The 25,050-nt window shown below is 65.9% G+C and carries 21 protein-coding genes and 6 pseudogenes; 13 read left to right on the top strand and 14 right to left on the bottom strand.

Annotation, left to right across the window (positions count from 1 at the left end):
- Window positions 1–60: 60 nt before the first annotated feature.
- A complete protein-coding gene (locus JVH1_RS02960; protein WP_009479844.1) occupies window positions 61–699 on the bottom strand; it encodes an HD domain-containing protein in 639 nt (212 codons plus the stop codon).
- A gap of 273 nt (window positions 700–972) precedes the next feature.
- Between JVH1_RS02960 and JVH1_RS02955 the strand changes: the two genes are divergently transcribed.
- Window positions 973–1,467, top strand: a complete 495-nt coding sequence (locus tag JVH1_RS02955; RefSeq protein WP_043782326.1) for a cupin domain-containing protein — start codon at window positions 973–975, stop codon at window positions 1,465–1,467.
- A 36-nt stretch (window positions 1,468–1,503) separates the two neighbouring features.
- Here the strand turns inward: JVH1_RS02955 and JVH1_RS02950 are convergent, their stop codons facing one another.
- The 3 genes from JVH1_RS02950 to JVH1_RS02940 all read right to left on the bottom strand — a co-directional run bounded on the left by JVH1_RS02950 (window position 1,504) and on the right by JVH1_RS02940 (window position 4,393).
- Complete coding sequence (locus JVH1_RS02950; RefSeq protein ID WP_009479846.1) at window positions 1,504–1,995, bottom strand: Dps family protein; 492 nt, start codon at window positions 1,993–1,995, stop codon at window positions 1,504–1,506.
- A gap of 228 nt (window positions 1,996–2,223) precedes the next feature.
- On the bottom strand, window positions 2,224–3,678 hold the full coding sequence (locus tag JVH1_RS02945; protein WP_009479847.1) for a catalase: 1,455 nt from the start codon (window positions 3,676–3,678) through the stop codon (window positions 2,224–2,226).
- Between the two features lie 61 nt (window positions 3,679–3,739).
- Window positions 3,740–4,393, bottom strand: a complete 654-nt coding sequence (locus tag JVH1_RS02940) for an MIP/aquaporin family protein (RefSeq protein WP_009479848.1) — start codon at window positions 4,391–4,393, stop codon at window positions 3,740–3,742.
- Between the two features lie 676 nt (window positions 4,394–5,069).
- Between JVH1_RS02940 and JVH1_RS02935 the strand changes: the two genes are divergently transcribed.
- Window positions 5,070–5,972, top strand: a complete 903-nt coding sequence (locus JVH1_RS02935) for an NAD(P)-dependent oxidoreductase (RefSeq protein ID WP_009479850.1) — start codon at window positions 5,070–5,072, stop codon at window positions 5,970–5,972.
- 7 nt (window positions 5,973–5,979) lie between these two features.
- Window positions 5,980–6,911 (top strand): annotated as a pseudogene (locus tag JVH1_RS02930) (LysR family transcriptional regulator).
- A gap of 8 nt (window positions 6,912–6,919) precedes the next feature.
- Here JVH1_RS02930 and JVH1_RS02925 read toward each other — a convergent pair.
- Window positions 6,920–8,506 (bottom strand): annotated as a pseudogene (locus JVH1_RS02925) (FadD7 family fatty acid--CoA ligase).
- Window positions 8,507–8,839: 333 nt separating this feature from the next.
- On the opposite strand from JVH1_RS02925, the pseudogene JVH1_RS02920 reads away from it, so the two are divergent.
- Together JVH1_RS02920 and JVH1_RS02915 are read left to right on the top strand one after the other, a co-directional pair.
- Window positions 8,840–9,658 (top strand): annotated as a pseudogene (locus JVH1_RS02920) (YoaK family protein).
- Window positions 9,659–9,856: 198 nt separating this feature from the next.
- Window positions 9,857–11,479, top strand: a complete 1,623-nt coding sequence (locus JVH1_RS02915; protein ID WP_009479856.1) for a protein kinase — start codon at window positions 9,857–9,859, stop codon at window positions 11,477–11,479.
- On the opposite strand, the gene JVH1_RS02910 is transcribed toward JVH1_RS02915, so the two are convergent.
- The gene (locus JVH1_RS02910; protein WP_043782331.1) at window positions 11,457–11,888 is read right to left on the bottom strand and encodes a response regulator transcription factor; all 432 of its coding nucleotides are present in this window, start codon (window positions 11,886–11,888) and stop codon (window positions 11,457–11,459) included. The two genes, JVH1_RS02915 and JVH1_RS02910, sit on opposite strands and share 23 nt — an antisense overlap.
- Before the next feature lie 263 nt (window positions 11,889–12,151).
- On the opposite strand from JVH1_RS02910, the pseudogene JVH1_RS02905 reads away from it, so the two are divergent.
- The 5 genes and pseudogenes from JVH1_RS02905 (at window position 12,152) to JVH1_RS02885 (ending at window position 16,530) form a co-directional block, all read left to right on the top strand.
- Window positions 12,152–13,127, top strand: a pseudogene (locus tag JVH1_RS02905) (aldo/keto reductase).
- Window positions 13,127–14,047 (top strand): NAD(P)-dependent oxidoreductase, encoded by a 921-nt coding sequence (locus JVH1_RS02900; RefSeq protein ID WP_051033807.1) that lies wholly within the window; start codon window positions 13,127–13,129, stop codon window positions 14,045–14,047. Before JVH1_RS02905 ends, JVH1_RS02900 begins: the two are co-directional and overlap by 1 nt.
- The gene (locus JVH1_RS02895; RefSeq protein ID WP_043782334.1) at window positions 14,044–14,784 is read left to right on the top strand and encodes a VIT family protein; all 741 of its coding nucleotides are present in this window, start codon (window positions 14,044–14,046) and stop codon (window positions 14,782–14,784) included. Before JVH1_RS02900 ends, JVH1_RS02895 begins: the two co-directional genes overlap by 4 nt.
- Window positions 14,785–15,133: 349 nt before the next feature.
- Window positions 15,134–15,340, top strand: a pseudogene (locus JVH1_RS02890) (DUF4118 domain-containing protein); the annotation flags it as partial.
- Between the two features lie 305 nt (window positions 15,341–15,645).
- Window positions 15,646–16,530, top strand: coding sequence for a GAF domain-containing sensor histidine kinase (locus tag JVH1_RS02885; protein ID WP_237735307.1), 885 nt, complete (start codon window positions 15,646–15,648; stop codon window positions 16,528–16,530).
- Window positions 16,531–16,701: 171 nt separating this feature from the next.
- Here JVH1_RS02885 and JVH1_RS02880 read toward each other — a convergent pair whose 3' ends face one another.
- The 3 genes from JVH1_RS02880 to JVH1_RS02870 all read right to left on the bottom strand — a co-directional run bounded on the left by JVH1_RS02880 (window position 16,702) and on the right by JVH1_RS02870 (window position 18,843).
- Entirely contained in the window at window positions 16,702–16,953 is a 252-nt protein-coding gene (locus JVH1_RS02880; RefSeq protein WP_009479865.1) for a hypothetical protein, read from the bottom strand.
- Between the two features lie 470 nt (window positions 16,954–17,423).
- Window positions 17,424–17,987 (bottom strand): CoA transferase, encoded by a 564-nt coding sequence (locus JVH1_RS02875; RefSeq protein ID WP_009479867.1) that lies wholly within the window; start codon window positions 17,985–17,987, stop codon window positions 17,424–17,426.
- 94 nt (window positions 17,988–18,081) lie between these two features.
- A complete protein-coding gene (locus JVH1_RS02870) occupies window positions 18,082–18,843 on the bottom strand; it encodes an alpha/beta fold hydrolase (protein WP_043782337.1) in 762 nt (253 codons plus the stop codon).
- Between the two features lie 329 nt (window positions 18,844–19,172).
- Here JVH1_RS02870 and JVH1_RS02865 point away from each other — a divergent pair.
- A pseudogene (locus tag JVH1_RS02865) lies at window positions 19,173–19,883 on the top strand (helix-turn-helix domain-containing protein); the annotation flags it as partial.
- Here the strand turns inward: JVH1_RS02865 and JVH1_RS02860 are convergent.
- Together JVH1_RS02860 and JVH1_RS02855 are read right to left on the bottom strand one after the other, a co-directional pair.
- Window positions 19,796–20,566 carry an SDR family NAD(P)-dependent oxidoreductase gene (locus tag JVH1_RS02860; protein ID WP_009479870.1) on the bottom strand — a complete coding sequence of 257 codons (771 nt, stop codon included), beginning with the start codon at window positions 20,564–20,566 and terminating at the stop codon, window positions 19,796–19,798. The pseudogene JVH1_RS02865 and the gene JVH1_RS02860 overlap by 88 nt on opposite strands.
- A 242-nt stretch (window positions 20,567–20,808) precedes the next feature.
- Window positions 20,809–21,306: a nuclear transport factor 2 family protein gene (locus tag JVH1_RS02855; protein ID WP_371113084.1), complete on the bottom strand. Its 498-nt coding sequence runs from the start codon at window positions 21,304–21,306 to the stop codon at window positions 20,809–20,811.
- A gap of 439 nt (window positions 21,307–21,745) precedes the next feature.
- Between JVH1_RS02855 and JVH1_RS02850 the strand changes: the two genes are divergently transcribed.
- The gene (locus tag JVH1_RS02850) at window positions 21,746–21,961 is read left to right on the top strand and encodes a hypothetical protein (protein ID WP_192817882.1); all 216 of its coding nucleotides are present in this window, start codon (window positions 21,746–21,748) and stop codon (window positions 21,959–21,961) included.
- A 404-nt stretch (window positions 21,962–22,365) separates the two neighbouring features.
- Here the strand turns inward: JVH1_RS02850 and JVH1_RS02845 are convergent, their stop codons facing one another.
- The gene (locus JVH1_RS02845; RefSeq protein ID WP_009479875.1) at window positions 22,366–23,295 is read right to left on the bottom strand and encodes an aldo/keto reductase family oxidoreductase; all 930 of its coding nucleotides are present in this window, start codon (window positions 23,293–23,295) and stop codon (window positions 22,366–22,368) included.
- A 61-nt stretch (window positions 23,296–23,356) separates the two neighbouring features.
- On the opposite strand from JVH1_RS02845, the gene JVH1_RS02840 reads away from it, so the two are divergent.
- Entirely contained in the window at window positions 23,357–23,953 is a 597-nt protein-coding gene (locus JVH1_RS02840) for a hypothetical protein (RefSeq protein ID WP_009479876.1), read from the top strand.
- Window positions 23,954–24,164: 211 nt separating this feature from the next.
- Here the strand turns inward: JVH1_RS02840 and JVH1_RS02835 are convergent, their stop codons facing one another.
- Together JVH1_RS02835 and JVH1_RS02830 are read right to left on the bottom strand one after the other, a co-directional pair.
- A complete protein-coding gene (locus JVH1_RS02835) occupies window positions 24,165–24,515 on the bottom strand; it encodes a hypothetical protein (protein ID WP_009479877.1) in 351 nt (116 codons plus the stop codon).
- Window positions 24,509–24,763, bottom strand: coding sequence for an RES domain-containing protein (locus tag JVH1_RS02830; RefSeq protein WP_009479878.1), 255 nt, complete (start codon window positions 24,761–24,763; stop codon window positions 24,509–24,511). The genes JVH1_RS02835 and JVH1_RS02830 overlap by 7 nt, the downstream gene beginning before the upstream one ends.
- Window positions 24,764–25,050: the final 287 nt, after the last annotated feature.

The raw sequence follows: 25,050 nt of genomic DNA, 5'->3' as shown, positions 1-25,050 counted from the left end.
CGCACCGAGCGGCCGGAACGAGTCACACCCGTGGCACCGGTTCTTCTCGCCGGGATCGACCTATTCGGTCCAGCTCGAGTCTTGGACTACCTCGACGAAATCGATGTGGCGGTAGCCCGGAACGAAGTGCTCGAGAACATCTGCGTTGACGGTGCCGAAGGTACTGTCCGGGCGATGTTTGAAGCCGTCGGTGAAGGCCTGAAGGATCTCCCGCTTGAAGTTGGGCCGCGGGTGCGCCCGAGTGACCTCCGCGATGAGTTCCTCGGGTAGGTCGTCTCGTCCGATTCCGAGGACGTCGGTCTCCACTCCCGCGGTGACCAGCGCAATCTCCGGCTCGAGCCGGTACGGCACTTCCGGGGTGGTGTGCAGTGCGATCGCCTCCCACACCTTGCGGACGTCGGCTGCGCCGATGCCGTGTGCTGTGAGGAACCGCTCCGCTTCGTCGGCACCGTCGAGTTCGAATCGCTGGGTGTGGCCGCGGAACTTCTCTGTCAGGCCGAGATCGTGGAACATCGCACCCACGTACAGTAATTCGGGATCGGCTGTGCGCCCGAGCCGCTGGCCCTGGAGCGATCCGAACAGGAAGACGCGACGCGAATGGTGAAAGAGCAGCGCCGACGCCGTTTCCCGCACCAGTTCGGTAGCTTCGTTCGCCAGGGGCGAATCGGGAATTGCGATGCCGGCGATTACTTCGGTCATGACGACCTCCTGGGTTTGTTGGTATCAGTTCTTCTGGTGTGGCCCGGCGGGCGCTGCCGGTTTCCGGCCATACTGTCTACAGATCTGGGCCACGCACTACTGTTCTCAGGTGCGGTGATCGCCGACGGGACGCGGATCTGGCACGATCCTCGTGACTCAGCGGCCGGCGTATCGAGAACGCTGTGGTCCGCTCTAGGTGGGGGTTGTCCGGCGTGCCGCGGCGGGTAAACTCGTAACGGCTTCATCTTTCGTGGACGCGTGAGGTCGAGGATCATGAGCAGCGGTGACGAGTTCCATCCGGATTTGCAGTCGACGAGCGACGAGTACGCCCGTTCGTCGCTGCGTACACGGGTCCACCACGTCAAGGCTTCTGAGCTGAGTTCCGGGACGGCCCAGACCGCGGGAATGCAGAGGTTCGCCGCGATCAGTGGCCGCTCGGTCGGGTCGGAGAAGATCTGGATGGGGGAGACCGTGGTGTCGCCGGAGACGGTGTCGGACAACCACCATCATGGGGAGTCCGAAACGGCGATCTTCGTGCGAAGCGGGCATCCGCAGTTCGTGTTCCACGACGGCGTCGGGGAAGTGCGGATCGCCACGAGTCCCGGCGACTACATCTTCGTCCCGCCGTATGTTCCGCATCGCGAAGAGAATCCGGATTCCGACACTCCCGCGGTGATCGTGATCGCACGTAGCACTCAAGAAGCCATCGTGGTCAATCTTCCTGAACTGTACGCACTTACGGAATCGAAATTCCCGAACACCCTCTGATGTATTCGATCTCCCACCCATCATCGGTTGACCACCTCAGATCTTCCGGTTCTCGGATTTGAGCATCCACGCGGCCTTCTCCAGGTCGTTGACGATGCTGTGCAGCAGGTCGGCGCTGGAGGGATCGGCGGCGTCGACCTCGTCGTGGACCAAGCGGATGGTGTCGACCGCGCCGTAGATCCGGGAGGTGACGAGGTCGACCGCGTCGGTGGTGCTGAGGTCGGCCGGCGGTAGGGCGGGCAGTGTCGTGGACGCTGTGACGGTGTCGGATCGTCCGTCGGGGACCGCATCGAGGGCGCGCATGCGTTCGGCGATGGTGTCGCTTGCTTCGCGTGCGGTGTCGACGATTTCGTCGAGTTGGAGGTGCAGATCGCGGAAGTTGGTGCCGACGAGATTCCAGTGGGCCTGTTTGCCCTGCAGGTGCAGTTCGATGAGATCTACGAGGATCTTCTGCAGGTTCTGCGGCAGGCTGGGCGGGGCACTGAACTCGCGGACCTCAGTGTCGGGCCGGCGGTGTGACGTGGTCATGGTATTTCCTTTCTTCGGGTGCAGCTGTCTGATGCGGCGGTGCACCATGTTTTTGGTTGAAATCTGCGCCGGCGACTGATTCGTGGGCGCTGGTGTTCTGGCGCGGCTCGGTACGATCGCGTCCCGCGCCAGGGCTTGTGGTGGGGTGGACACTTGCTTGGTGGGTCGGCACTCGGGCGGCGGGTGATCTGTGGTGACGACGCCGCTCCGTTGTCGGTCCGATCGGGGCTATTTTCCGCGGACGCCCTTCTGGACCCGGTCGCCCAGGTCCTGGTCGACGTTGCGCCAATACTCGAAGGCGCGTTGCAGGACCTGCTCGGTGACGCCGTCCTGGAGGTGTCCGACGATGTTGTTCACCAGTCGCTCTCGCTCGGCGTCGTCGAAGACGTCTCGGACGAGGGTGCCGGCTTGTCCCCAGTCGTCGTCCTCGGCGCGGAGGGTGTAGGCGGTGCGGACCATGTCGCCGTCGGTGTGCCAGCCCGCGGGTTCACCGTACCGCTCGGTGTCGGCTTTCGGTCCGCCCTTGGAGTTCGGCGCGTATACCGGGTCCGAGACGGTGTGATACCGCATTGCGCCGTCCTTGCTGTAACTGTGTACGGGCGTGGTGGGTGCGTTCACTGGCAGTTGGTTGTAGTTCGCGCCGATCCGGGCCCGGTGCGCGTCGGGGTAGGCGAACATCCGGCCCAGCAGCATCTTGTCGGGGCTCGCCCCGATGCCGGGAACGAGGTTGCTGGGTTCGACGGCCAACTGCTCGATCTGGGAGTGGTAGTCGGTCGGGTTTCGGTCGAGGGTCATCCGGCCGACGTCGATGAGCGGGTAGTCGGCGTGCGGCCACACCTTGGTCAGGTCGAACGGGTTGAACCGGTAGGTCTTGGCGTCCTCGAACGGCATGACCTGCACCTTCAGTGTCCAGCGGGGGTGATCGCCCCGCTCGATCGCTTCGAACAGGTCGCGGGTGTGATAGTCCCCGTCTGTGGAGGCCAGTGTGTCGGCCTCGGCCTGCGTGAGGCACTCGACGCCCTGATCGCTGATGAAGTGGTACTTCACCCAGAACCTCTCACCCGCCGCGTTGACCCACATGTACGTGTGAGAGCTGTACCCGTTCATGTGCCGCCAGGTGCGGGGAATCCCGCGGTCACCCATCAGCCAGGTCACCTGGTGCGCCGACTCGGGCGAGAGGGTCCAGAAGTCCCACTGCATGTCGTGGTCGCGCAGGTTGTTGTCGGCGCGGCGCTTCTGGGAGCGGATGAAGTGCTGGAATTTCAGCGGGTCGCGGAGGAAGAACACCGGGGTGTTGTTGCCGACCATGTCGTAGTTGCCCTCGCTGGTGTAGAACTTCAGCGCGAAGCCGCGCGGGTCACGCCAGGTGTCGGGGCTGCCACGCTCGCCGGCCACCGTGGAGAACCTGATCACCAGGTCGGTGGTGACGCCCGGCTGGAACAGTGCGGCCTTGGTGTAGGCGCTGACGTCGTGGATGACCTCGAAGCGGCCGAAGGCGCCGCTGCCCTTGGCATGTGGTTGGCGCTCGGGGACGCGTTCGCGGTTGAACTGCGCGATCTGCTCGATCAGGTAGTGATCGTGCAGCAGGATCGGTCCGTCCGGGCCGACGGTAAGCGAGTGCTCGTCGCTCTCTACCGGGATGCCGGCATCGGTCGTCGTCGGCGTGAATTCTGTGTTGGTCATGGTTCTGTCTTTCGGCTGGTTGTGGATTGGGGAAGCGGGGAGGGCCCCGGTCGCGGGGCGATCATGTGTCGTCGGGGTTGATGGCGAGGAAGGCGGCGCCGGCGGCGGCGCCCGCGACGAGTTGGGCCACCAGGTACACCCACAGGGTCGGCCAGGCGAACATTCCCATCACCGCCGCGCCGAAGGTGACCGCCGGGTTGAACGCGCCACCGGAGATCGCGCCGACCGCGAATGCCCCTGCCACGACGGTGAATCCGATCGCGAGCCCGTAGAAGGAGTTGTTCGGGTGGCTGCGGCTGGTGGCGACGTTGAGCACCACGTAGCACAGGGCGAAGGTGAACAACAGCTCCACCACGAACGCCGCCACCAGGGTGTGACCGGACAGGTGCAGCGTCGCCGAGAGGGTGGCCTGCGCGGGATCGACGACCTCGCGTACCACGACCGCGGCGAGCACACCGGCAGCGAGTTGCGCGACCCAGTATCCGGCGGCATCGCGCAGCCCGATCCGGTGCCGTACCAGCACCGCCAATGTCACGGCAGGGTTGTAGTGCCCACCGGAGACGTGGCCCCCGGCGTAGATCATCACCATCAGGGCCGCACCGATTGCCAGCGGGGCGAACGGGCTGCCGCTGCCGGCGGCAGTCCCCACCGTGAACACCAGAAAGAACGTTCCGATCGCCTCGACCGCGTACTTCGTAATCGGCCGTGGGGCCATGGTCGCTCTGCCGCCCTCCGATGCGGCACGCGTGGGGACTGCGGTGGCTTCTTGGGAGGTGGCCATGTCGGAACTCCTCGAATTACTCTGCGGGACTGTCCGAATTGGCTTTTAGTAAATAGTCCAGGCCCCAACGGGCCCGCCGGTCACCACCCACGGTGGCCGCCGAAGTCGCCGTGCGAATGATTGGCATACGGACGGCCAGGCTCAAAAGGTCCGGACGGCCAGGGCCAGGCCCACGGGAAGCCGGTGTCCGCCACATCCGTGACAGGCCCGGCAGAGCCGGGGACGACTCGGGCCGCCGGCACCGCCCCACCATTGACGGTTGGTGCGGCGGCGGCGGTGCCGGCGCAGAGGGCGGTCAAGGAGGCGATTGCGGCAGCGGCAACCGCCGCGCGGGCAGTGATCCACTTCATCGTTCTCACCTCTCGTATTGATGGTTTGTCACGGAGCGAGATCGGTTGACGTCCGATCGATCGTTCGAGTCAATCGTTCGCCGCACCGGGCGCGACGTCTGCACCGCCAGCAGGACACCTCGGGTGCAGCTAGCAGGAATCCCGATCTTCCAGGTAGCGGCGATCACACGGCTGCGCAGTGTGGGAGAGGCTGGGGCGGTGCGACCGGCGCGGACCGGCGCGCGCGAGAACTCGATACGACAGCGACGCAGGAGGCCGCGATGAACATCGCAGTGTTGGGCATGGGACGGATGGGGCGTGCGCTCGCCGGGAGGCTACTCGAGGGAGGACACCGGGTGACGGTGTGGAACCGCTCGACAGGCAGGGCCGGGGAGATCGTGTCCGCCGGCGCCAGGCAAGGGCAGACCATCACCGACACCGTCGACGGAGTCGATGTCGTGGTCACCATGCTGGCCGACGACGAAGCGGTCAGGACCGTGGCGTTCGGGGAGCTACGGTCGTCGATCGGTGCGCAGACCATCTACGTCGACTGTTCGACGGTGTCACGAAGGCTCAGTGGGGAACTTGCCGAGGTGTTCTCTCCTCGGTACCTCGCCATGCCCGTGGTCGGCAGCCCTGCCGCGGTGAGCGCGGGGCAGGCGACGGTTCTCGTCGGCGGCGATACCGGCGTCGTGGACCGTATGGGCCCGGTGATCTCATCGCTGACCGACAACGTGCGGCGATATGACACGGCGCCGCTGGCCGTCACCGCCAAGCTGGCGACCAACCTGTTGCTGCTCTCGGAGGTGGTCGCCCTGGCCGAGTCGATCGCCGTGGGGCGTTCGGGAGGCCTGCGGGACGACCAGTTGCGGGAGCTGCTCGGCACCAGCCCCCTGGTGGCACCCGGGTCGAAGAATCGGTTCGAGGGTGTGCTGACCGGCTCGCAGGACGGGTGGTGGACCACGGTGCTCGGCGCCAAGGACGCCGGATTGGCGCTTGCCGTCGCCCGTGACGCCGACCTCGAGCTTCCGGCGGCCGCAGTGGTGCGGCACCTCTACGACACAGCGGCATCGTCCGGACTGGAGGACGCCGACATCGCCGCCGTCACCGACCTCTACCGCAGCCCGGTACGCACCACCGCGCCCACGCGATTGGGTGTCAACGGGGCGCGCAGGACGAGGTGATCAGCACATGCTGTTCCGTCAGTTGGAGTACTTCGTGGCGGTGGCGCGCGAAAGACACTTCGCGCGGGCGGCGGACACCTGCTATGTATCGCAACCCGCGCTCTCGCGTCTGTCGCCAAGCTGGAGCGGGAGCTGAACGTCACCCTGATCAACCGGGGACGTGACTATCAGGGACTGACCCCGGAGGGCGAACGACTCGTATCGTGGGCCAAGCGGATCCTCGCCGAGCAGGAGGCGTTCAAGGCAGAGGTTGCTGCTGTGCAATCGGGTATCGCGGGGCGGCTGCGGCTGGGTGCGGAACCCACGGCCTCGACGACCCTGTCGCTTCGCGTGGCCGCGTTCTGCTCGGCGCACCCACTGGCCACAGTGCTGGTTGACTCCCGGGTGTCAACGACAGAGCTGCGTCGCCGATTGCTCGACTTCGCCCTCGACGCTGCGATCGCCCATTTCGCTCCCGAGGACCGGGCGGGCTTGCACGTGGTGCCGTTGTACGAAGAGAGGTATGTCGTGCTGGCCTCCGCCGACCAGCCGATGCCCGAGGGCCCCGACATGACCTGGGCGGAGGCGGCGCAGCTACCGCTGGCATTACTGACGCCCGACATGCGGATTCGTCAGGTTATCGACGGCGCGTTCGCGGAAGCCGGCGTCGGGGTGACCCCGAAGGTGGAGACGGACTCGGTTGCATCCCTCTATGCGCACGTGGGCCTCGGCGGCTGGGCGAGCATCGTGCCGCACACATGGTTGCGGGCCATGCCAGTGATTGGCAGGACAAGAGCCGTCCGCCTGGTCGTCCCTGACGCCCGGGCGCAGATCTCGGTGGCGACCCACGCGGCCACGCCCGGTTCGGTGACGGCCCGGGCGTTCGTAACCGCATTACAGAGCCTGTCGCTGGACGAGTTCTTCGACCAGCCACTGCCGACCGAGTCCCTCGTCAGGTGACCCCTGCGTCAGCGCGCGAACTGGTCCCGTACGGCCCGCCGGTCGAGTCCGCCCTTTGCAGTATGAGGCAGAGCAGGAACGACCTCGACGCGGTCGGGTATTTCGAAGGGGGAGAGCCGATTGCGGCTGTACCGCAGAACCTCCTCCGCCCCGACGCCCCCTGCCCGGGATACGACCACGGCGGCGCCGACACGTTCCCCGTAGATGGCGTCGGGGATGGCGAACACGGCAGCCTCTGTGACAGCGCTACACCCGCCGAGAATGGCCTCGACGTGCTCGGGCGAGATCTTCTCGCCACCGACGAGGTTCTTGATGCGCCCGGTCAGAAACAGGTACCCGTCCTCGTCCAGTGAACCCAGGTCACCCGTGCGAAACCACCCGTCGACGAAACTGTGCGCGGTCTCGACCGGGTCGGCGAGATAACCGCGGGAGACCGTCGGACCGCGCACCCACACCTCGCCCACGGTGCCCGCTGGACACGTGCGCCCGTCGGGGTCGACGACGCGAAGACCCACCCCGGTTGCCCGGCCAACCGATCCGAGCTTCACGCGCCCGCGTCGGGGCAGCGGCTTCGCTGGTCGCCTGGTGCGTGGTTTGGGTCATCCCGTAGGCCGCCAGCACCGGCGCTCCGAACGTGCGCCCCATTGCCTGCGCCGTGGCCGTATTGAGCGGGGCGCTGCAACTGCGCACGAACCTCAACGGCACGACCTGTGGGCCCGGGTACTCACGCGCCGATCGCTGCACAAGAATCTAATGGATGGTGGGAACCGCGGTGAACCACGTGGCGGCTACGGCCGCATGTCGTCCCAGAACGTGCGCGCCGAGAACCGTCCCCGCGCCGGCAGCAGCACACATCCTCCGCTGGCCAAGGAGGCCAGCAGCACCGCGAGCAAACCATGACCATGGAACAACGGCATGACTGCGACCGTCGCGTCTTCGGGTCCCAGCTCGTAGTTCGCGCAGATGCCTCGCACCGAGGCCGCCACGTTGGTGTGCGTCAGCGGGACCATTTTGGCCCGGTTGGTGCTGCCCGACGTGAACAGGACAAGGGCGTCGTGGTCCGAGAGTCCGGATGCCGTCCCCGGAGGGTGCCGCACCACACCCGCGCCGGTTTCGAGGCTGGCCGTCGCGTTCCCGCCGACGGAGATGTCCACACGGAGTTCCCATGTGGGGATGTCGAACTGTGCGACCGGAGCGGCGTCGACGGCGGGTGGACCGGTGAGGATTGCCTGTGCCCCCAGCCCCTCGAGCCGGGCGGACATCTGCGGGCGGGGAATTGTGGGGTCCATCGGAGCGACCACCAGCCCCGCGCGCGCCGCCCCCAGGAGCGAGACGACGAACTCGGCAGTGTTGGCACAGACAAGGCCGACCGCATCTCCTCGGCGCAGTCCTGTGGGGCCCAGGTGCGTGGCCACGTCGTCGACCAAGGCGGCGAGGGCACCATAGGACACGGGTATCCGATCTCCGGTGACCACCAGCGCCCGCGCGTCCGGAGGATCACGCACGTGCTGATCGAGAACATCGAACAGTCCCGAAATCTCCGGGCGCCGATACTGATTCGACTCGCGAACGGTTCCGCTGGACGGATCGGCCATGACAACCACCTCCTTGCATTCTTTCGATGCAGTCGCTACCTGTGAGCCTGCCGGAGCGTGGTGGGCACGTCCAATACGCGCTGGCGAACGTTCGATAACCGGAATTTACCGACGGCTGCCGCCTCGCCGCCCACCACCCTGGGCCTGGATGCGGGCAGGTATGGACAATTCCGGCTGGCCGGAGGCGCGAATGGGCGCCAGCGGTGACGACATGGGGGCGCCGAAACGAGATTCTGCTGTAAGGGCACTCGCGACGACCGGAAGACGAGGACTCCCACGACCCATCGACAGAACGGACAGCGGCGTATTACCAAGACTGCGCGATGTGCAAACGTGCCCACCTACGCTGCGTCGCAACCGATTTGTGCACGATCGGCGACTATCGCACAGGGCATCGAAGCCGAAATAACCGAGAATGGTATCCACTGTCGCGACGTGCTGCTCGTAGCGTTGACAGTCGAGTCGGGAGCGGTCGACGCTATCAGCTATTTCGGCTTGGGAAAGATATTCTCGGCGTTCATGACCGGGAACATGGTGTTCCTGGGGTTCGGAATAGCGAACCTCGAGGGACCCTGCTTGCCTGTCGTTCTCGCGCTGTCGATCTAGGCTGCGGGGGCGTATCCGGGCTGGCGGATCACGGCTTGGCGCTCCCCGGAATCTGGTGAGTGGCCCCGACGTATGTCGGTGTTGTTAGCCGTGGTGGCGATCGCCGAGGCCGGATTCCTCGCCGTGTGGGTTGCCACGGCCGGGCAATCGTCGACTGCCATCACCGATGTTCTCATTGTCCTGTTCTCGTTGGCTATGGGGATCCAGACCGCGGCGGTCCGTTCTCTCGGGGTCCAGGGGGTGTTCACGACAGCCGGGACCTTCACGCTGGTCGCGTTCGCGGAAACTCTCGCAGGGTCGCGGCCGAGGTCCGAGATTCCCCGCCTGGTCGGCGTGCTCGTGAGGTTGGTCGCAGGCGCCATCGGGGGAGGACTGCTCGTCGTGCACGTGCGCAGCTACGCCCCTCTACTGCCGCTCGTGATCACTGTCCTGGTGATCGTGGCGGGGCGGACCATGCAGGCGCCGTCGCGACGCTCGGCTCGCCGCGCGGAACACCGCCGGCAGGAGCGGGTTGTTCTGGCACAATCCCGCCGCGATCCGAGCTGAACAGGGCTGACTTCATGATCGCGGCGGTCAGTTTTGCGTCATACTTGTTCATAGGGCTCTGCCGTCGTGACGGGACTGTCGAGGCCCCTAGCTTTCGTGTGGAACCACGAGGAGTGGAGGGCCGCCCTTCATCGCTTCGAGAGGTGAGTGCATGGGTGCGCGATTGCGAACATGGAGTACGGGGCTTTGAGGTCGCCGATGGCCGAGTTGGATCCACCGGACACTCGGGGTGATCCCGCGCCACCGATCGCGGCGGAACTGGCCGCGGCCGGGTTCGACGATGCGCACGAGGTCGGGCGGGGCGGCTTCGGAACCGTCTACGGGTGCCGGCAGCGCTCACTCGACCGCACCGTGGCCATCAAGGTCCTCACCTGTGCGCCCGACCCGGACAACCTCGAACGATTTCTCCGCGAGCAGCGGGCCATGGGCAAACTGTCCGGACATCCGAATATCGTCAACGTTTTTCAGGTCGGCGTCACCACATCGGGTCTGCCCTACATCGTGATGCAATATCACCCGCACGACTCCCTGGCCGCACTGATCCGCAAAGCGGGCCCACTGCGTTGGCAGGACACCTTGCACCTGGGGGTCAAGATGGCCGGCGCCCTCGAAACGGCGCACCGCCTCGCCACGCTGCACCGCGACATCAAGCCCGCGAACATCCTGCTCACCGACTACGGCGATCCGCAGCTCACCGACTTCGGCATCGCCCGAATCGCCGGCGGCTTCGAGACCACCACGGGCGTCATCACGGGTTCACCCGCGTTCACCGCCCCCGAGGTACTCGAAGGCCAGGCCCCGACTCCAGCGTCGGACGTCTACAGTCTCGGCGCCACGCTCTTCTGCGCCGTCACCGGGCACGCGGCCTTCGAGCGTCGCGTCGGCGAGCAGGTGGTGACCCAATTCCTGCGCGCGACCGACACACCCCATCCGGACCTGGACCGAATACACATTCCCGACGACGTCCGGTCCGCCATCGAGCATGCGATGGCGACCAGTCCTATGGAGCGGCCCGGGACCGCCGCCGAATTCGGGGACGAGCTCAGACAAGCCCAACGCCGCCACGGACTGACCGCCGACGACATGGCCGTGCCCACACACATCGGCGAGGATCATGCCGACGGCGGACACCAGACCGCCCGGTTGGAAGGTGGTGAGAGCCCGGTGACGGCTCGGCCGCGGGTAATCCTGGCCGACGACGACGTTCTGCTCCGCGAAGGCGTGGCCAGCCTGCTCACACGCTCGGGGTTCGACGTCGTGGGGCAGGCCGGCGACGCCGTCCAACTCCTCGATCTGGTACGTGCCACGACGGTTGACCTGGTGGTGGTCGACGTGCGGATGCCTCCGACGCATACCACCGAGGGTCTGGACGCGGCCCGGTTGGTCCGTGAGGAGTTCCCCGAGGTCGGCATCCTGGTCCTGTCGGCGCACGCCGACGTCGAGAATGCGATGGAACTACTGGCCAGTGGCCGCGGGATCGGCTACCTCCTCAAGAGCCGGGTCACCGACGTGGAGGATTTCATCGACACCTTGCAGCGAATTGCCAAGGGGGCATCGGTGATCGACCCGGCACTGGTGCAGGAGTTGGTCTCGGTCCAACGTCGTGATGATCCGCTGGCCGTGCTCAGCGTGCGGGAGCGGGAGGTGTTGGCGTTGATGGCGGAGGGACGTTCCAACGCGGGTATCGCCCGCCGTTTGTGGGTCGCGGAGGGGACCGTCGAGAAGCATGTGCGCAGCATCCTCACGAAGTTGAGCCTGCCGGGGACCGGTGACGATCACCGCCGGGTTCTGGCGGTGGTCACTTTCCTGGAGGCCCGCTGACGCGCACGGCGGGATCGCCGTCGTCGCCGTCTCGGCTCGCGAGCAGGTCATAGATGGCGCCGGCCGACAGAGCGGACTTGGACAGGAATCCCACCACCGGGCTGGCGTCGATCAGGTCGGCGAGGTCCTGTTCGTCGAGGGTGGAGATCAGGATCACCGGTGACGATGCACATCGCCCGACGTGGTGAAACTGCTCGGCGAGTGTGAAGCCGCTCTCCTCGCCGAGGTTGACGTCGACCAGGGTGACGTCCGGTCGCAGTTCCTCGACACCCCGGAGCGCCTCGGCGCTCGTCGACGCCACGCCGACGACGGTGATCCCCTCCTGTTCGAGGAGATTCCGAGCGGCGTCACGGAAACTCGGGCTGTCATCGACGATGAAGCAGCGCAACAGCGTAACTCGCGGAACCATAACGTCAGTGTGCCCCAGCGCGCTACCGGTACACATCCCGGCTAACAGGAATTCTGTGCGGCCACAGCGCAGCACCGACGCATCCGGCCACACCCGATCGGATCCGCCGCCGCCAGAGTCCCCGCCGGGACCAGATTTCAGGCGCTGACGATAGACGTATTCCCGATAGCAGGAAGGGCTGTTTGGGGGCTGGCCGTGGCGACAACTGCTCGCCGGCGCGCAATCGTGGCAGGGACGATGTTCACCGAAACTTGGAGAGTGACATGAAGACCACGACATTGGGACGAAACGGGCTGCACGTCTCACGTATTGCGTTCGGCACCTGGCAGCTCGGCGCTGAATGGGGCCGGTTCGACGAGGATGCGGCGATCGCGGCGATCCACCGTGCCCGCGAGCTGGGGGTCAACTTTTTTCGACACCGCGCAGGCATATGGTTTCGGCGCGTCCGAGCGGATCCTCGGCAAGGCACTTCGCCGTGAACTGAGCACCGAGCGTGACGAGCTCGTGATCGCCACGAAGGGCGGCTTGCGCAGGACCGACTCGGGGCTGGTCCGCGACGCGAGCCCCGACTGGTTGCGGCGGGGGGTGGATGCCAGCCTGACGGCGCTGGGGGTCGATCACATCGACCTCTATCAGGTGCATTGGCCCGACCCGGCGGTGCCGGCGGCGGAGACGGCGGGTGCGCTGGCCGAACTAGTCGCCGAGGGCAAGATCGGGCACGTCGGGGTGTCCAACTATGACACGGCGCAGATGGAGGAGTTCGCGGCGACCCTGCCGGTGGAGACCGTGCAGCCGCCCTACCACCTGTTCCGCCGGGATGTCGAGGCGGAGTTGCTGCCCTATTGCCGTGCCCGCGACATCGGTGTGTTGGTGTACGGGCCGTTGGCGCACGGTTTGCTGACCGGAACGCTCACCGCGGACGCGACGTTCGCCGCTGATGACTGGCGTGGGGCGAGCAGCGTTTTCACCGGCGATACTTATCGGCGCAATCTGGCGACGGTGTCCGCGTTGGAGAGGTTCGCTGCGGCACGGCGCATGACGGTCAGTCAGCTGGCGATTGCCTGGACGTTGGCGAACCAGGCCGTGCACGTCGCGATCGTCGGTGCCCGGCAGGCGGACCATGTCCAGGACAGTCTCGGGGCCACCGAGGTGTGGCTCAGCGATAGGGACCTCGCCGAGATCGACACGATCATGGCGGCGGCAACGCCGGTCGCCGGGCCCTCCCCGGAGGGTATGTGATGAGCGAGATTTCGCGAAATGTCGCAGTGTTGGGCACTGGGACGATGGGTGCCCCGATCGCGCGCAATCTGATCCGCGCTGGTTACCGGGTGAGGGTGTGGAACCGCACCACCGCGAAGGCCGCGGAGTTGGCCGCGGCGGGGGCGCATCTCGCGTCCAGTCCTGCGACCGCCACCGACGGCGCCGACGTGGTGATCACCATGCTCAGCGACGGCGCCGCCGTCGAAGAGGTGATGACCGGCCCTGCGGGCGCGTTGCCCACATTCTCTTCGGATGCGGTGTGGATCCAGATGAGCACCGTCGGCGTCGAATCCTGCACCCGTCTCGTGGACCTCGCGGGCAGGAACGGCGTCGTCTTCGTCGACGCCCCGGTCTCCGGAAGCACCGCCCCGGCCGTGGCGGGGGAGCTGGTCGTCCTCGCCGCGGGCGCACGCCCGGTCCGGTCTCGGGTGGCGCCGATCTTCGAGGTCCTCGGCCGGCGGACTCTGTGGCTCGAGCGTGCCGGTGACGGCAGCCGGCTCAAACTCGCTCTCAACAACTGGCTGGCGGTGCTGGTCGAGGGAATGGCCGAAACCCTCACGCTCAGTGAAGCTCTCGGAATCGCCCCCGAGCGGTTCCTGGATGCCGTAACCGGGGGTCCGATGGCGTCGGACTACGCGATGAGCAAGGGCGCGGCGATGCTCGGAGCCGACTTCACCCCGGGCTTCCCGTTGCGGCTCGCCGTCAAGGACGCCGAACTCGTCTCCTACGCCGCACACCAGCTCGGGGTGGAACTGGCCCTCACTCAGGCGCTGCTGCCACGCTGGCACGATGCTGTCGCCGGGGGACATGGGGACGACGATGTCTCCTCGGCGGTGACCGCCCCCGGCGACCACCACCTCAGCCGCCAGGCGAGGACTGACGGCCGGAGCGTGACGTGACGCCCGCCGAAAACGCCGACTTCCGAGGCGAGGCGACGCATCCTGCGACGGAGCCACACGACCCCCACCTGACGGGCCGCCTGAATTGGCTGCGCGCGGGGGTGCGCGGGGCCAATGACGGGATCGTGTCCACCGCGGGTCTGGTGGTGGGTGTGGCTGCGGCCACGACGGCTACCTCGGCGATCTTCACCGCTGGATTCGCCGGCCTCGTTGCCGGCGCGGTCTCGATGGCGCTCGGCGAGTATGTTTCGGTGAGTGCGCAACGCGACACGCAGCGGGTGCTGTTGCAGCAGGAGCGACGGGAGCTCGAGGAGACCCCCGCTGACGAGCTCGACGAGTTGGCGGGGTTGTACGCGGCGAAGGGACTGAGCGCGCAGACCGCGTGGGAGGTGGCCGAGGAACTCACCGAACACGACGCCTTCGCCGCCCATGTCGATGTGGAGCTCGGCATCGACCCCGACGATCTGCCCAACCCCTGGCAGGCCGCCCTGTCGTCGGCGGTCGCGTTCACCCTCGGTGCGGTGATTCCGTTGATCGCGATTCTGCTGCCCCCGGTCGGCCTCCGTGTCCCCGTGGCGTTCTGTTCGGTGTTGGTCGCGCTCGCGCTGACCGGGACGGTCAGCGCCGTCCTCGGCGGTGCCCGGAAGACGCGCGCGGTGTTGCGCGTGGTGCTCGGTGGAGCGGTCGCGATGGGCGTCACCTACGCCGTCGGTCAGATCGCCGGAACGACACTCTGAGAAGCTGCCAGGTCAGCGCATGTTCCGTCGCCGGTGCTCTTGCCGCCCGCCGCAGGGGTCGACCAATAACGTGTCCCGGCCGGGTTACGATGGAAATCGAGATCGAGGCCTTCGTCGAGGCCCGTCAAAGATCGATGTGAGCTCTGCGGCATGATGCGGAAACGACGGTCACCGGTGCGCGGTGGGCCAGCGAGCACGTCAGGTCCCCCGTCTGCATGTCGAAATGGCGATGTGCGACCTCCATCCGTGCGCACGCGCGTGCTGTCGTGGTTGATGCGTCCGGCCCCCGCGTCTCGCGCTCGGTCTCGCGGTTGCAGCGTCCTTCATTGCGGCGGAGTCACTTCTCGTTATGCTGCTCGAGCAGATCGCCCCCAACGAGGCTTTCGGTGTGGTCTATCTGCTCGGCGTGTTGGTGGTCTCGATGGTGTGGGGACTCGGGCTGGCGATGGTGACCTCGGTTGCCAGCGCCATCGCCTTCGACTACTTCCGCAACTGGCCCGAGGGCTTTCTTGCGGCCGGCGCCCAAAACTGGGTAGCCATTGCCGTGTTTCTGGCCGTTGCACTGTCGGCCAACACCCTGGCCGGGATGGCACGATCGCGTGCCGACCAGCTCCGCGCGCTCGGCGACCAACAAGCGGCGTTGCGGCGGGTGGCGACGCTCGTCGCGCGTGGTGCGACGTCGTCGGAAGTGTTCACGGCGGTGACGGAGGAGCTGGCCCGAGTGCTGGGTGTGTTCAACACAGCCCTGTTCCGCTTCGAACCCGACGGTGAGTCCACCCTCCTCGCGTCGCGCACCGAGCCCGGTGTGCAGAAGACACCGGTCGGCACACGCCATCCGCTCGAGGGCGAAACGTTGTGGCGATGGTGTTCCGCACCGGCCGTGCCGCCCGGATGGACAGCCACGACAATGCTGCCGGTCTGGCCGCCGCGTACATACGCAAGCTGGGCGTCCGGTCAGGGGTCGGAGCGCCGATCGTCGTCGACGGCCACCTGTGGGGCGCGGCCACGGCCGGATCCACGCGACGCGAGCCCCTGCCACCCGACACCGAGCCGCGCATCGCCGACTTCGCGGACCTAGTCGCGACCGCGATCGCAAACGCCGAGACCCGCGCCCAACTCACCGCGTCTCGCGCCCGGATCGTCGCGGCCGCCGACGAGGCACGGCGCCGTCTCGAACGCGATCTGCACGACGGGGCACAACAGCGCCTCGTCTCGCTGGGGCTTGCGCTCCGCACAGTCGAGGCGTCGGTGCCGTCCGAACAGGTCGGGGTCAAGGAGCAGATCTCCGACATCGTGCTGGGTCTGGTGGGAGTTTCGGCTGACCTGCAAGAGATCTCGCGGGGGATTCATCCGGCGATCCTGTCGAAAGGTGGACTCGGCCCGGCGCTCAAGTCGCTGGCACGCCGCTCCGCGGTCCCGGTCGATCTCGACGTGGACCTGGGCCTGGATGCGCGAGCGCCGGAGTCGACTGAAGTGGCCGCGTATTACGTTGTGGCAGAGTCGCTGACGAATGCGGCCAAGCACGCACGCGCGTCCGAAGTTGACCTGCGCGTCAGAACCGCCGGTGGGAACCTCGAGCTCTCGATCCGGGACGACGGAATCGGCGGAGCCGACCCAGCCCAAGGGTCCGGACTCATCGGTCTGCGAGACCGCGTAGAAGCCCTCGGCGGCCAGATAGAGATCACGAGTCACGCCGGAAACGGGACATCGCTTCTCGTTACGATCCCATTATTCGCGGACGAGTAACCGCGAAGTGGTAGACGATCTGGGACGTGTCGCCCCAGTCCGGCGGAGTGGAAGTAGCAGACGGATCAGGAGTCATCTTCGGTCGGTGTTCCCGTGGGAATGGCTGCCGGTGCGGTGACAGCCGGGGTGACCTCGACGATGAGGTGTTTGGTCAATGGCTGGCCGCTCTGCTCACTGCAGTCCGCGATCGCGCCATAGGCCATCGGTTCGGTCAGCCGGCCCCGGTCCTCCGAGCGCAAAATCCGTCCATCCCATCAGTTCGGTCACGGTGTGGCTGGCGAAGAAGTCACGTTCGACCTTCTTGCGGGTCATATCCCGGGTGACGTGTTTGATGCCGTTCTCGCAGAATTCGAGGTGCAGGCCCGTGCGGTCATCGGGCCATGCGTACCCGGGGCAGTCGAAGCCTCCGTTCGCGTGATTCATCCGCTGGATCGCATGTGGGCCGGCAGACGGCTCCCTCGTCTGCGCCAAGACCTTTGCCACGCTGCGAGCCGCTCCCCACCCGGCGGATGGGTGGTGATAGTCCTCCTGGGAGAATTCTCCACCGGCGTTCGGAACGCGCCCCACTGCGGGACGGCCCGGTGCACCCTGCCCGAGTAGGTACCGACGAGATCCTCGCGGACCTCGGGTACGACACGGCCACCATCGCCGAGATGCGCGCCAACCAGGTCGTCTGACCTCGCTGGGCAGCCGTCGAAACCCGTGGGCTGCGGGGAAAAGTTCCTCGCCGGGCTCCGGTGCGTGCAGATACGCGCTAGCCATCACGACCTCGGGCCTGCGAGGCTGAGAGCGTCTGGAAATGATCCCCTCTCGAGGAGCCTCGCGGTTCGGCGACCTCTCCCCGACACTCCCGTGTGCGGTCGGTTCCGGCCGACGCAGCATCCTGTCAAAGGTCATCGGTGCGTCGCCGGTTCGACCGCGGAGGAAGGACATCCCGACGACGGACGACAAGACACCTGATGCCGGTGGTGTTCGCCGAGCAGCGGTGCACCGGTAATCACGGGGGTGAAGTCGGAGAACTTGACCGGGCTCCCGTCGATCAGGTAGCTGCCGCGTTCCTTCTGTTCGACCTCGACGACGGCGCCGCTCTCGCGCAGTGCAGGGTCGTCGGCGATTTCCTGCATGCTGAGCACGGGCGCGCAGGGCACCTCGAAGGTGCGCAGCACGTCGACCGCCTGGTATTTGGTCTTGTCAGCAAGCCATTTCTCGATCTCGTCGAAGATGTCGAAGAGGTGCGGTTGACGGGCGGCGGCGGTGTTGTAGGCGGGGTCGTCGATCCACTCGAGCCTGATGGCCGAGGTGGGTCGCAGGACGGCCGCAGGCTCGACCGGCTCCGCGCCGTCGGTGGTCCGAAGGACCGCAAGCTGGGGGAGGTCGCCGTGAAGTTGGTCGACGAGGTCGAGATCGAGGGGTGGCCCGGTGGGGGTTCGACAACCGTGACAGCACGGCGAGGCCACCGACGATGAGGGCGCTTGGCCGATGAGTGCGCGAACCCTCGATGACAACCTTGGGATAACGGCTGCCATCGCTTCGCCGACGAACACGGCGTTGCTACCAGATACGGGTCTCTCGTCCCACTCCTGCCCAGAAGTCATTGATCGTCGCGGCACCCAGTTGTGGGTCTTGCGTGAACCACCAGTGGCCGAGTCCGTCGAGCTCTGTGATCTCAGCACCAGCGCGCGCGCTTGCGCGGCGACGCTGCTCGTCGCTGGCGTAGGAGTCTTCGGTCGCGATGATTGACAGGCCTGGCCGCGTGGCGGCTCGCTCGAGATTGCGGCCTAGCTCGGCCATGGTCGGCTGGGCGGCGTCGCGGTACAGGCGAAGGATGCACTCGCCCATGGCGGCGTTCTGCCCCTCCGCGACAGGTAAGGCAACGTCTTGGTGCATTCCCTTATTCGCCAGTGCCGCAGCACGTTCGGTGACCGGCGGGTCGATCATCGCCGCTACCGCCTCCTCGCCGGCTCCCGGGGTCGCCCACACCTGCACCCGATCGGGCCACCGGAAATCCTGGTCGAAGAGGCCGATGACGTCGCACACCCAACTGCGCACCAGTTCTGGCCGTGTCATAGCGACGTTTACCACGTGGGCACCACCCCAGTCGTGACCCACCAGGTGGACCGGCCGCCCGAAGCGCTCCAACTCGGTGACCAGCCAACGGCGGTACTCCTCCACCGTCGCCGTAAACCGCGGGGGCACCCGGGCACCGAAACCCGGTGGGGACAGACGTACGACGGGTCCCCGATCGAGGAGCGGAGCCAATCTGTTCCAGACGGCGGCGGTCTCGGGGTTGCCATGGACGAGGCACACAGTCACGCGCTTGCCCTTCCATCAAACTCGAATATCGGTGGCCGCCGACAGCTGAATGACTTTGTTGAAATGGTACCCGGGGCCCCCACCCGGTGGAAGCCACGATGTAGTGAGTGGAGTCGTGCGTGCTATCGGCATCGCTCATACTCCGACGTCCGATACCGGTTCGTCGTCACCACCACCCTGAACCAACCCCACCACGAACGCCGCCGACAGGCTCCGGCGTGCGTTCAGCCACACCACACAAGTGCACGGCGGGAATCAATTCGGATCCCACGGCAATCGGTTCGAGACTGCCGAGCTCATCGAAAACCTGAGGCTCTTCTGACCCTTTGATGGGTGATCTCCGCGAGCCTGATAGACGCAACGCCCTCCCTCACATAGGTTTTGGTTTGCGAAGACAAGACCTAAGGGAGAAGGCGTTGCGCGCTGCCAGAATACTGCAGAAACTGCTGGGAATCGACAGGGCCCGGATAATCGATGTCGCATTCACGGATGACGAACGAGGGCCCGCGATCGTGGTGACCCTCGAGCCACACGCGTCGGTGCGGTCCCGCTGCCCGCATTGTGAACAGCGCTGCCCTGGATACGATCGCCCGAATCGACCTCGACAGTGGCGTCACCTGGATATGGGCGGCATGCGGTGCTTCGTACGAGCTTCGGTATCGAGGATTCGATGCCCCGACCACGGCGTGGTGACCGAGATGGTGCCGTGGGCACGGCCGGCTGCGAACATGACCAGGGCGTTCGACGACAACGTGGCGTGGTTGGCCGCACACAGTCCGGCTACGTCGGTGTGCGAGTATGCCCGAGTGGCGTGGCGATCTGTGACCAGGATCGTCACCCGTGTCGTCGGCGATGCTGTCGGGCGTACTGATCGGCTCCAGGGATTGCGGCGCTTGGGGATCGACGAAATTGCCTACCGGAAAGGTCACCGATACCTCACCGTGGTGGTCGATCATGACACAGGCCGACTCGTATGGGCAGCCGAAGGGCACAACGAGAGCACCTTGAATCGATTCTTCGACGAGTTGGGTGAAGAACGCACAGCTCGTCTGACACACATCAGTGCTGATGCTGCGAAGTGGATCGCCTCGAATGCTCGCAGTCGTGCCGAGGCTCTCTTCTTCGATCCGGAATAGACATGTTGCAGTTGTTCTTTCATGACATAGCCTCGACACAGTTCGCTGTTTCTGTTCTTGAGGATCTTTGCTCGGACTGATATCTGCGCGGGGTTGAGATTCTCGACGTTCTTCAACAATGCCCACCGCAGGTGCCGTCGATCCCGGTCGGTGAATCCCCACAGCCGCGACAACACACGCGACCGCAGTCGGTCCAGAGCCCGCGTCATCCACTGAATAACATGAAACGGATCCATACACCGCTTCACCTGCGGCGCCCTACTGCGCACGGTGAAGAAGGTGTGGGCTTTCTGTGGTGTGTAGTCCTCGAGCGGTGTGTTGGTGAGGGTGTCTGCTGCGGTGTAAGCGAGGTGGTCGAACGTGCCGATCTCGTCGAAGAAGGTGCGCAAGGAGTCGGTCGACGATGCATCCACAGCGAGCCCGACCGCGTTGTCGGGCAACTTCGTCAGTGCGGCTGTGACCGAGTTGGGGTTGCGTGAAGCGACGACAACAGCCGCCCCGGCTTCCGAGGCCGCTTGGGCGACTGCGAGTCCGATGCCGCTGGTGCCGCCGAGGACGACGACACGGCTCGCGGAGTTGAGTGACATCAGGGTTCCTTCTCTCGATCGCTCGATGCTGCTTGGATTTGTTCACCGGCAGAAGCTGCTGCGTTTCGGCTTGATGCGGTCAGTGGATCGGAGGTTTCGAGGCGCAGGCTGGCTGTGCGGGCGGCGTCGGCGGCGAGGACGACCACTTGGCGGGCTTGGTCGGAGAATCTCTCGAACACCACGGACTTTCTCCCCGGGCGTCGCCGCATGACGCGAACCGCTGCAGCTGAAGTCCCTAGTGTTCATTCGGGGTCCTGTGCCGGTGCGTAGGTGGTTATGGGTAGTACGGCAACGCGATGTCGGTCTTGGGGGGGGTGATGGCGTTGTGACCTGGGGTGATGGCATGTACCAGGGTGGCATCTTCCAGTCTGGGTGTTGTGAGGTGGGTGGGGTGGTGCTCGGTGGGGTGGTGTCTGAGGGTGCCCGGGCGGCGGGAGGTCAGTGTGGTGGCCAGCCGAGGGCATCGAAGATGGCGATGGGTCGAGGTAGTCCCGCCAGTGTGTGATTTCGCCTTCGTGGAGCGTGAGTACGGAGATGTATCGGTTGGCGTATCGATGTCCGGTGCCGACCGCGTGGCCTTCGGAGGCGTACTCGAGCACCACGACTCCGGTGGTGGTGTCGTGGTGGACGGTCAGATCGAAGCAGCGGTCGAGAACGAAGGTGGTGCCGTAGGGGCGGTATAGCTCGGCGACTGCGGAGCGGCCCTCGATGTGCCGCGGGTACGCAGGGACGGTTATCACGTAGTCGACGGTGATGTCTTCTGCGAGGAGGTCGAAGAAGTGACCGGGCTCGACCAGTCCGTCCAGTCCCTGTTCGATGATCCGAAAGAACGGTCCTAGTGCGGCGAAGTCCGCGAGGTCGGCAATGGGCGCCTTCACGATGTCAGTCTACTTACACACCGGAGCTGTCGTAGACGCGAATTCGGTGAAGCTGGTGGTGCCACGGCGGTGGCGTAGCGGCTTCCGCGTCAGTCACCGTGCGGTGTCGATCGTGTCCCACCAGCCGCGCCGCGGCGACGACAGCGGTATACCTGTAGCCTCGGGCGGGGTGGGGTGTCTGCCCCAGGTAGGTCCAGTGCCCGTTCTCAGCCGTGGTGCGATGCGGTGTCAGTGACTGTTCGTAGCGGTCACGATGGTTCGGTGACCGGATTCGGGCCGGGAGAGCGCCCTGAAGAGCAGCATGAGCAGTGGCAACCGCGTGCAGAACCAGCATCACCATCGTGACCACGAAACTTTCCGCCGAGCTCAGTCCGCCGGCGTCGCGCGGACCGACCTCGATGGCAGCGATCTCTATGCGCTGATCGGAGCGCTCGCGTGGCTCACTGACCAACCCTCGACGGCGCCACCCGTCGACCATCTCCTAGACGTCATCGCGGACGCGCCCCTCAGGGATTGAACGCGCGGAGTCGGCACTCACATTGGGCCACCGTGAATGGAAGCCTGCGATCCCGGGCCTGACCAGCACCCGGTCGTGCGGAGCGGAGACGCCGCTTGGCTCGATCCCTCTCGTCGGGCCGGATCTGAATGAACCGAAGCGTGTGGCGGTCGTCGCAGATGTGATGGCGGGTCAGCCCAGCACGCGTCCCATCTGTCCAAAGACGGCACTGTTGCGCCCCGACTCTGGCGGAGGCTTCATCACACGAAAACGATGAAAGTCGTGGTTGCACCGAAGATGTACTCGGACGAGTTGCGGGAACGGGCGACGAGGATGGTGAGCGAGGTGCACACATGCAGTACCGGGGCCATCGTCGAGTGCGCGACCTCCCTGCAGTGCTTCCTCCTGCTCGGGCCGGTCGGGGTTCAGGGAAGGGTATGGCCGGCCGCGCGGTAGATCCGATACCACTGTTCGCGGTTGAGTTCGATGTTCGAGCCGGCGGCGGCTTCGGCCACGCGGGACGGGTTGGTCGTTCCGAGTACCACCTGAATGTTGGCCGGGTGCCGGGTAATCCAGGCGGTGGCGATGCCGGTCGGTGTGACTCCATACTCTGTTGCGAGTTCGTCGAGCACGTTGTTCAGTCCTGCGTAGTTCTCGCGGTCTCCGAGGAAGACTCCATCGGAGAATCCTTTCTGGAAAGGGGACCATGCCTGCAAGGTGATGCCGTTGATACGGGCGTAGTCAAGCAGACCGTTGTCTCGGACAACGGACTGATCGAGTCCGCCCATGTTCACGGCGAGCCCTGTGGCGATGAGTGGCGCGTGGGTGACGCTCAGCTGCACCTGGTTAACGACAAGTGGCTGGGTGACTGCGGTTTTCAGGAGTTCGATCTGGCCCGGTGTGTGGTTGGAGACGCCGAAGTTCCGTACTTTGCCCGCCGAATGCAGTGCGTCGAAGGCTGCGGCGACCTCCGCCGGTTCCACGAGCGTGTCTGGTCGGTGCAGCAGGAGCAGATCGAGGTAGTCCGTGCGTAGGGCGGCGAGCGACTTATCAACCTCATGCAGGATGTGCTCCGTAGAGAAGTCGAAGAAGCCGGCACGGATTCCGACCTTGCTCTGAATAATCACTTGCTCGCGTTCGGACGACGAGAACGACACTGTCTCACCGAATCGCCGCTCGCAGGCGTGTAACTCGCTGCCGTATATGTCGGCGTGATCGAATACCGTCACGCCTGCATCGCGCGCGGTCGCGACGAGGGTGTGAATCTGCTCATCGTCGAGCGCCTCGACCCGCATGAAACCAAGGATGATGCTCGAGGCTTGCAGGGTGGTGTTGGGGAGGTCGTACGTCTTCATCTCTGATTCCTTTGCCAGTGGTTTCGGTGGCCGGGGTGCCGCGGCGCGTCGTGGTCGATGAGTGGTTGTTGATGGGAAGATTGCCGGCGACATCGAGGATGTTAGCGAGCGGGTGGCGATGTTCGACATCGACGGCGGTGTGGCGGACCTGTCGGCATTCGCTCACCTCTTGGCCTTCGGTGACTCGGGTGCGAGCCGCCGGCGGGCGTGGCAGAGGTTCTTCGAGCATGTCGGGCAGGCGGCGGTCATTGAGCCGGGCCGGGATGTGGTGGAGGCGGTGGCCGGTCTCGGGTTTGTGCCGGTGTATTCGACGACCCGGCCCATCCCGTACGCGGGGCAGACCCGGCTGTGGCTCGGCGAGTACGGATTTCCACCGGGTCGGGCGTTGCTGTGCCGGGCTCGTGGTGATCATCGGGCGGCGGTCGAGGTCAAGGCCGGTCATTGTCGGGCCGTCGGGTCGTGGTTGTCGGGATTCGTCGACGACCAATCCGAGATCGTGGATTCACGGCGGACAGGTGGTCTGCCGGTACATACCTTCGAAGAATTGTGTGATCTGGGGGTGCGAGAACTTCGGACAGTACTGTCCACGAGGAGTTGGACGTCGACTGGACCGCGGGGCGAGTCGATCACGGTGCCACTCCGGTACTTCGCACCGTAGATTGTCTGCCGGGGTACGGGCGATCGAAGTGAACCGGCGCCGACCCGCAGCGCCCGGGATCGAGCGGTAGTCAGTCGTGGACCGCGTACGGTGCCGCGGCGCTGTCCACGTCCCGGATTTATCAGCCCACCGCCGGGCCACCTCGGTCGTCACCGTGATGTTCGCCGGACACCCCTGCGAGCTTCGAAATCGGCGAAGTGCGCGTAGTCGATCAGGCCGTGGAGGGGAGGGTGGCGTTGTAGTGCGCCAGGATCCGTTCGACGAGAAGTAGACCCGCGGGGCTCTGGAGGTTCACCGAGGCTGCGGCGACGTCGAGAGCCGGATGGGTGGGTTTGCCGGATCGGTGGTGAGCATCCAGGCGAACTGGTCCTCGTTGGGGCGGCACCGATACACGATCCGTTGGCCGAGGGGCCCGCGGCGAAGGGGTTCGGGCCCAGGTCTGGGTGCACAGGTAGTCGGAGGGATCGGGTTTGGTGAGCGTGTCCTGTTCGACCGCGGACAGGTGCGGTCCGTGCAGGGCGATCACGGTGACGTCGATGGTGACGGTGAGCCCGCTCAGCACTCGGCCGGAGATTCGGGCGCGCGGCACCACCAGCCGGTCACGGCGACGTCCCGGCACAGGGTTTCCGCGACCGCCGCCTCGGGTGGGTCCCCGAGGTAGGTGTAGGCGTAGTCACCGGTGAGGCTGTCGAAGCGGGCGCCGCCGGGAACGGTGGACTGCGCGGTCGGATTCACCGCGTTGGCCGCATAGGTTCCGTGGCGGATCCGCCAGAGTTCGGTGCCGCGGGGCAGTTCTCCGATACAGGGCAAGCAGACGGCCGCCGGATTCAGCTCCCGTTGGGGCTCGAGCGTATACGATCTGCTGATGTCGCAGTGGCTTCCCGCGGATGTAAGCGGCTCTGACCATCCGCCGCCCGGCCGAGCGGCCGGTGTGACACTCGGGGTGGTGCGGCTGGACATGGCCGGCTCGGCGTTGGCTTTTGCGGCGAATCGGCTCGGGATCAACCAGGTTCTGGCCTCTTGTACGAGATAGTGGTGGATTTCCCGATCATGGCGCCGGTCATCTGCCGCTCCTGGTGGGCGCGCTAACGAACCCG

The sequence above is a fragment of the Rhodococcus sp. JVH1 genome, from assembly GCF_000280725.2.
GTDB lineage: Bacteria > Actinomycetota > Actinomycetes > Mycobacteriales > Mycobacteriaceae > Rhodococcus_F > Rhodococcus_F jostii_A.
Note: the sequence above shows the minus strand (reverse complement) of the source record. Positions and strands in the feature narration are given on the sequence as shown.

Bases quoted from the DNA above. Each gene is read 5' to 3' on its own strand.
- JVH1_RS02960 (WP_009479844.1), bottom strand. From the start codon at position 699: ATGACCGAAGTAATCGCCGGCATCGCAATTCCCGATTCGCCCCTGGCG.
- JVH1_RS02955 (WP_043782326.1), top strand. From the start codon at position 973: ATGAGCAGCGGTGACGAGTTCCATCCGGATTTGCAGTCGACGAGCGAC.
- JVH1_RS02950 (WP_009479846.1), bottom strand. From the start codon at position 1,995: ATGACCACGTCACACCGCCGGCCCGACACTGAGGTCCGCGAGTTCAGT.
- JVH1_RS02945 (WP_009479847.1), bottom strand. From the start codon at position 3,678: ATGACCAACACAGAATTCACGCCGACGACGACCGATGCCGGCATCCCG.
- JVH1_RS02940 (WP_009479848.1), bottom strand. From the start codon at position 4,393: ATGGCCCCACGGCCGATTACGAAGTACGCGGTCGAGGCGATCGGAACG.
- JVH1_RS02935 (WP_009479850.1), top strand. From the start codon at position 5,070: ATGAACATCGCAGTGTTGGGCATGGGACGGATGGGGCGTGCGCTCGCC.
- JVH1_RS02915 (WP_009479856.1), top strand. From the start codon at position 9,857: ATGGCCGAGTTGGATCCACCGGACACTCGGGGTGATCCCGCGCCACCG.
- JVH1_RS02910 (WP_043782331.1), bottom strand. From the start codon at position 11,888: ATGGTTCCGCGAGTTACGCTGTTGCGCTGCTTCATCGTCGATGACAGC.
- JVH1_RS02900 (WP_051033807.1), top strand. From the start codon at position 13,127: ATGAGCGAGATTTCGCGAAATGTCGCAGTGTTGGGCACTGGGACGATG.
- JVH1_RS02885 (WP_237735307.1), top strand. From the start codon at position 15,646: ATGGTGTTCCGCACCGGCCGTGCCGCCCGGATGGACAGCCACGACAAT.
- JVH1_RS02880 (WP_009479865.1), bottom strand. From the start codon at position 16,953: ATGAATCACGCGAACGGAGGCTTCGACTGCCCCGGGTACGCATGGCCC.
- JVH1_RS02860 (WP_009479870.1), bottom strand. From the start codon at position 20,566: ATGTCACTCAACTCCGCGAGCCGTGTCGTCGTCCTCGGCGGCACCAGC.
- JVH1_RS02850 (WP_192817882.1), top strand. From the start codon at position 21,746: ATGAGCAGTGGCAACCGCGTGCAGAACCAGCATCACCATCGTGACCAC.
- JVH1_RS02845 (WP_009479875.1), bottom strand. From the start codon at position 23,295: ATGAAGACGTACGACCTCCCCAACACCACCCTGCAAGCCTCGAGCATC.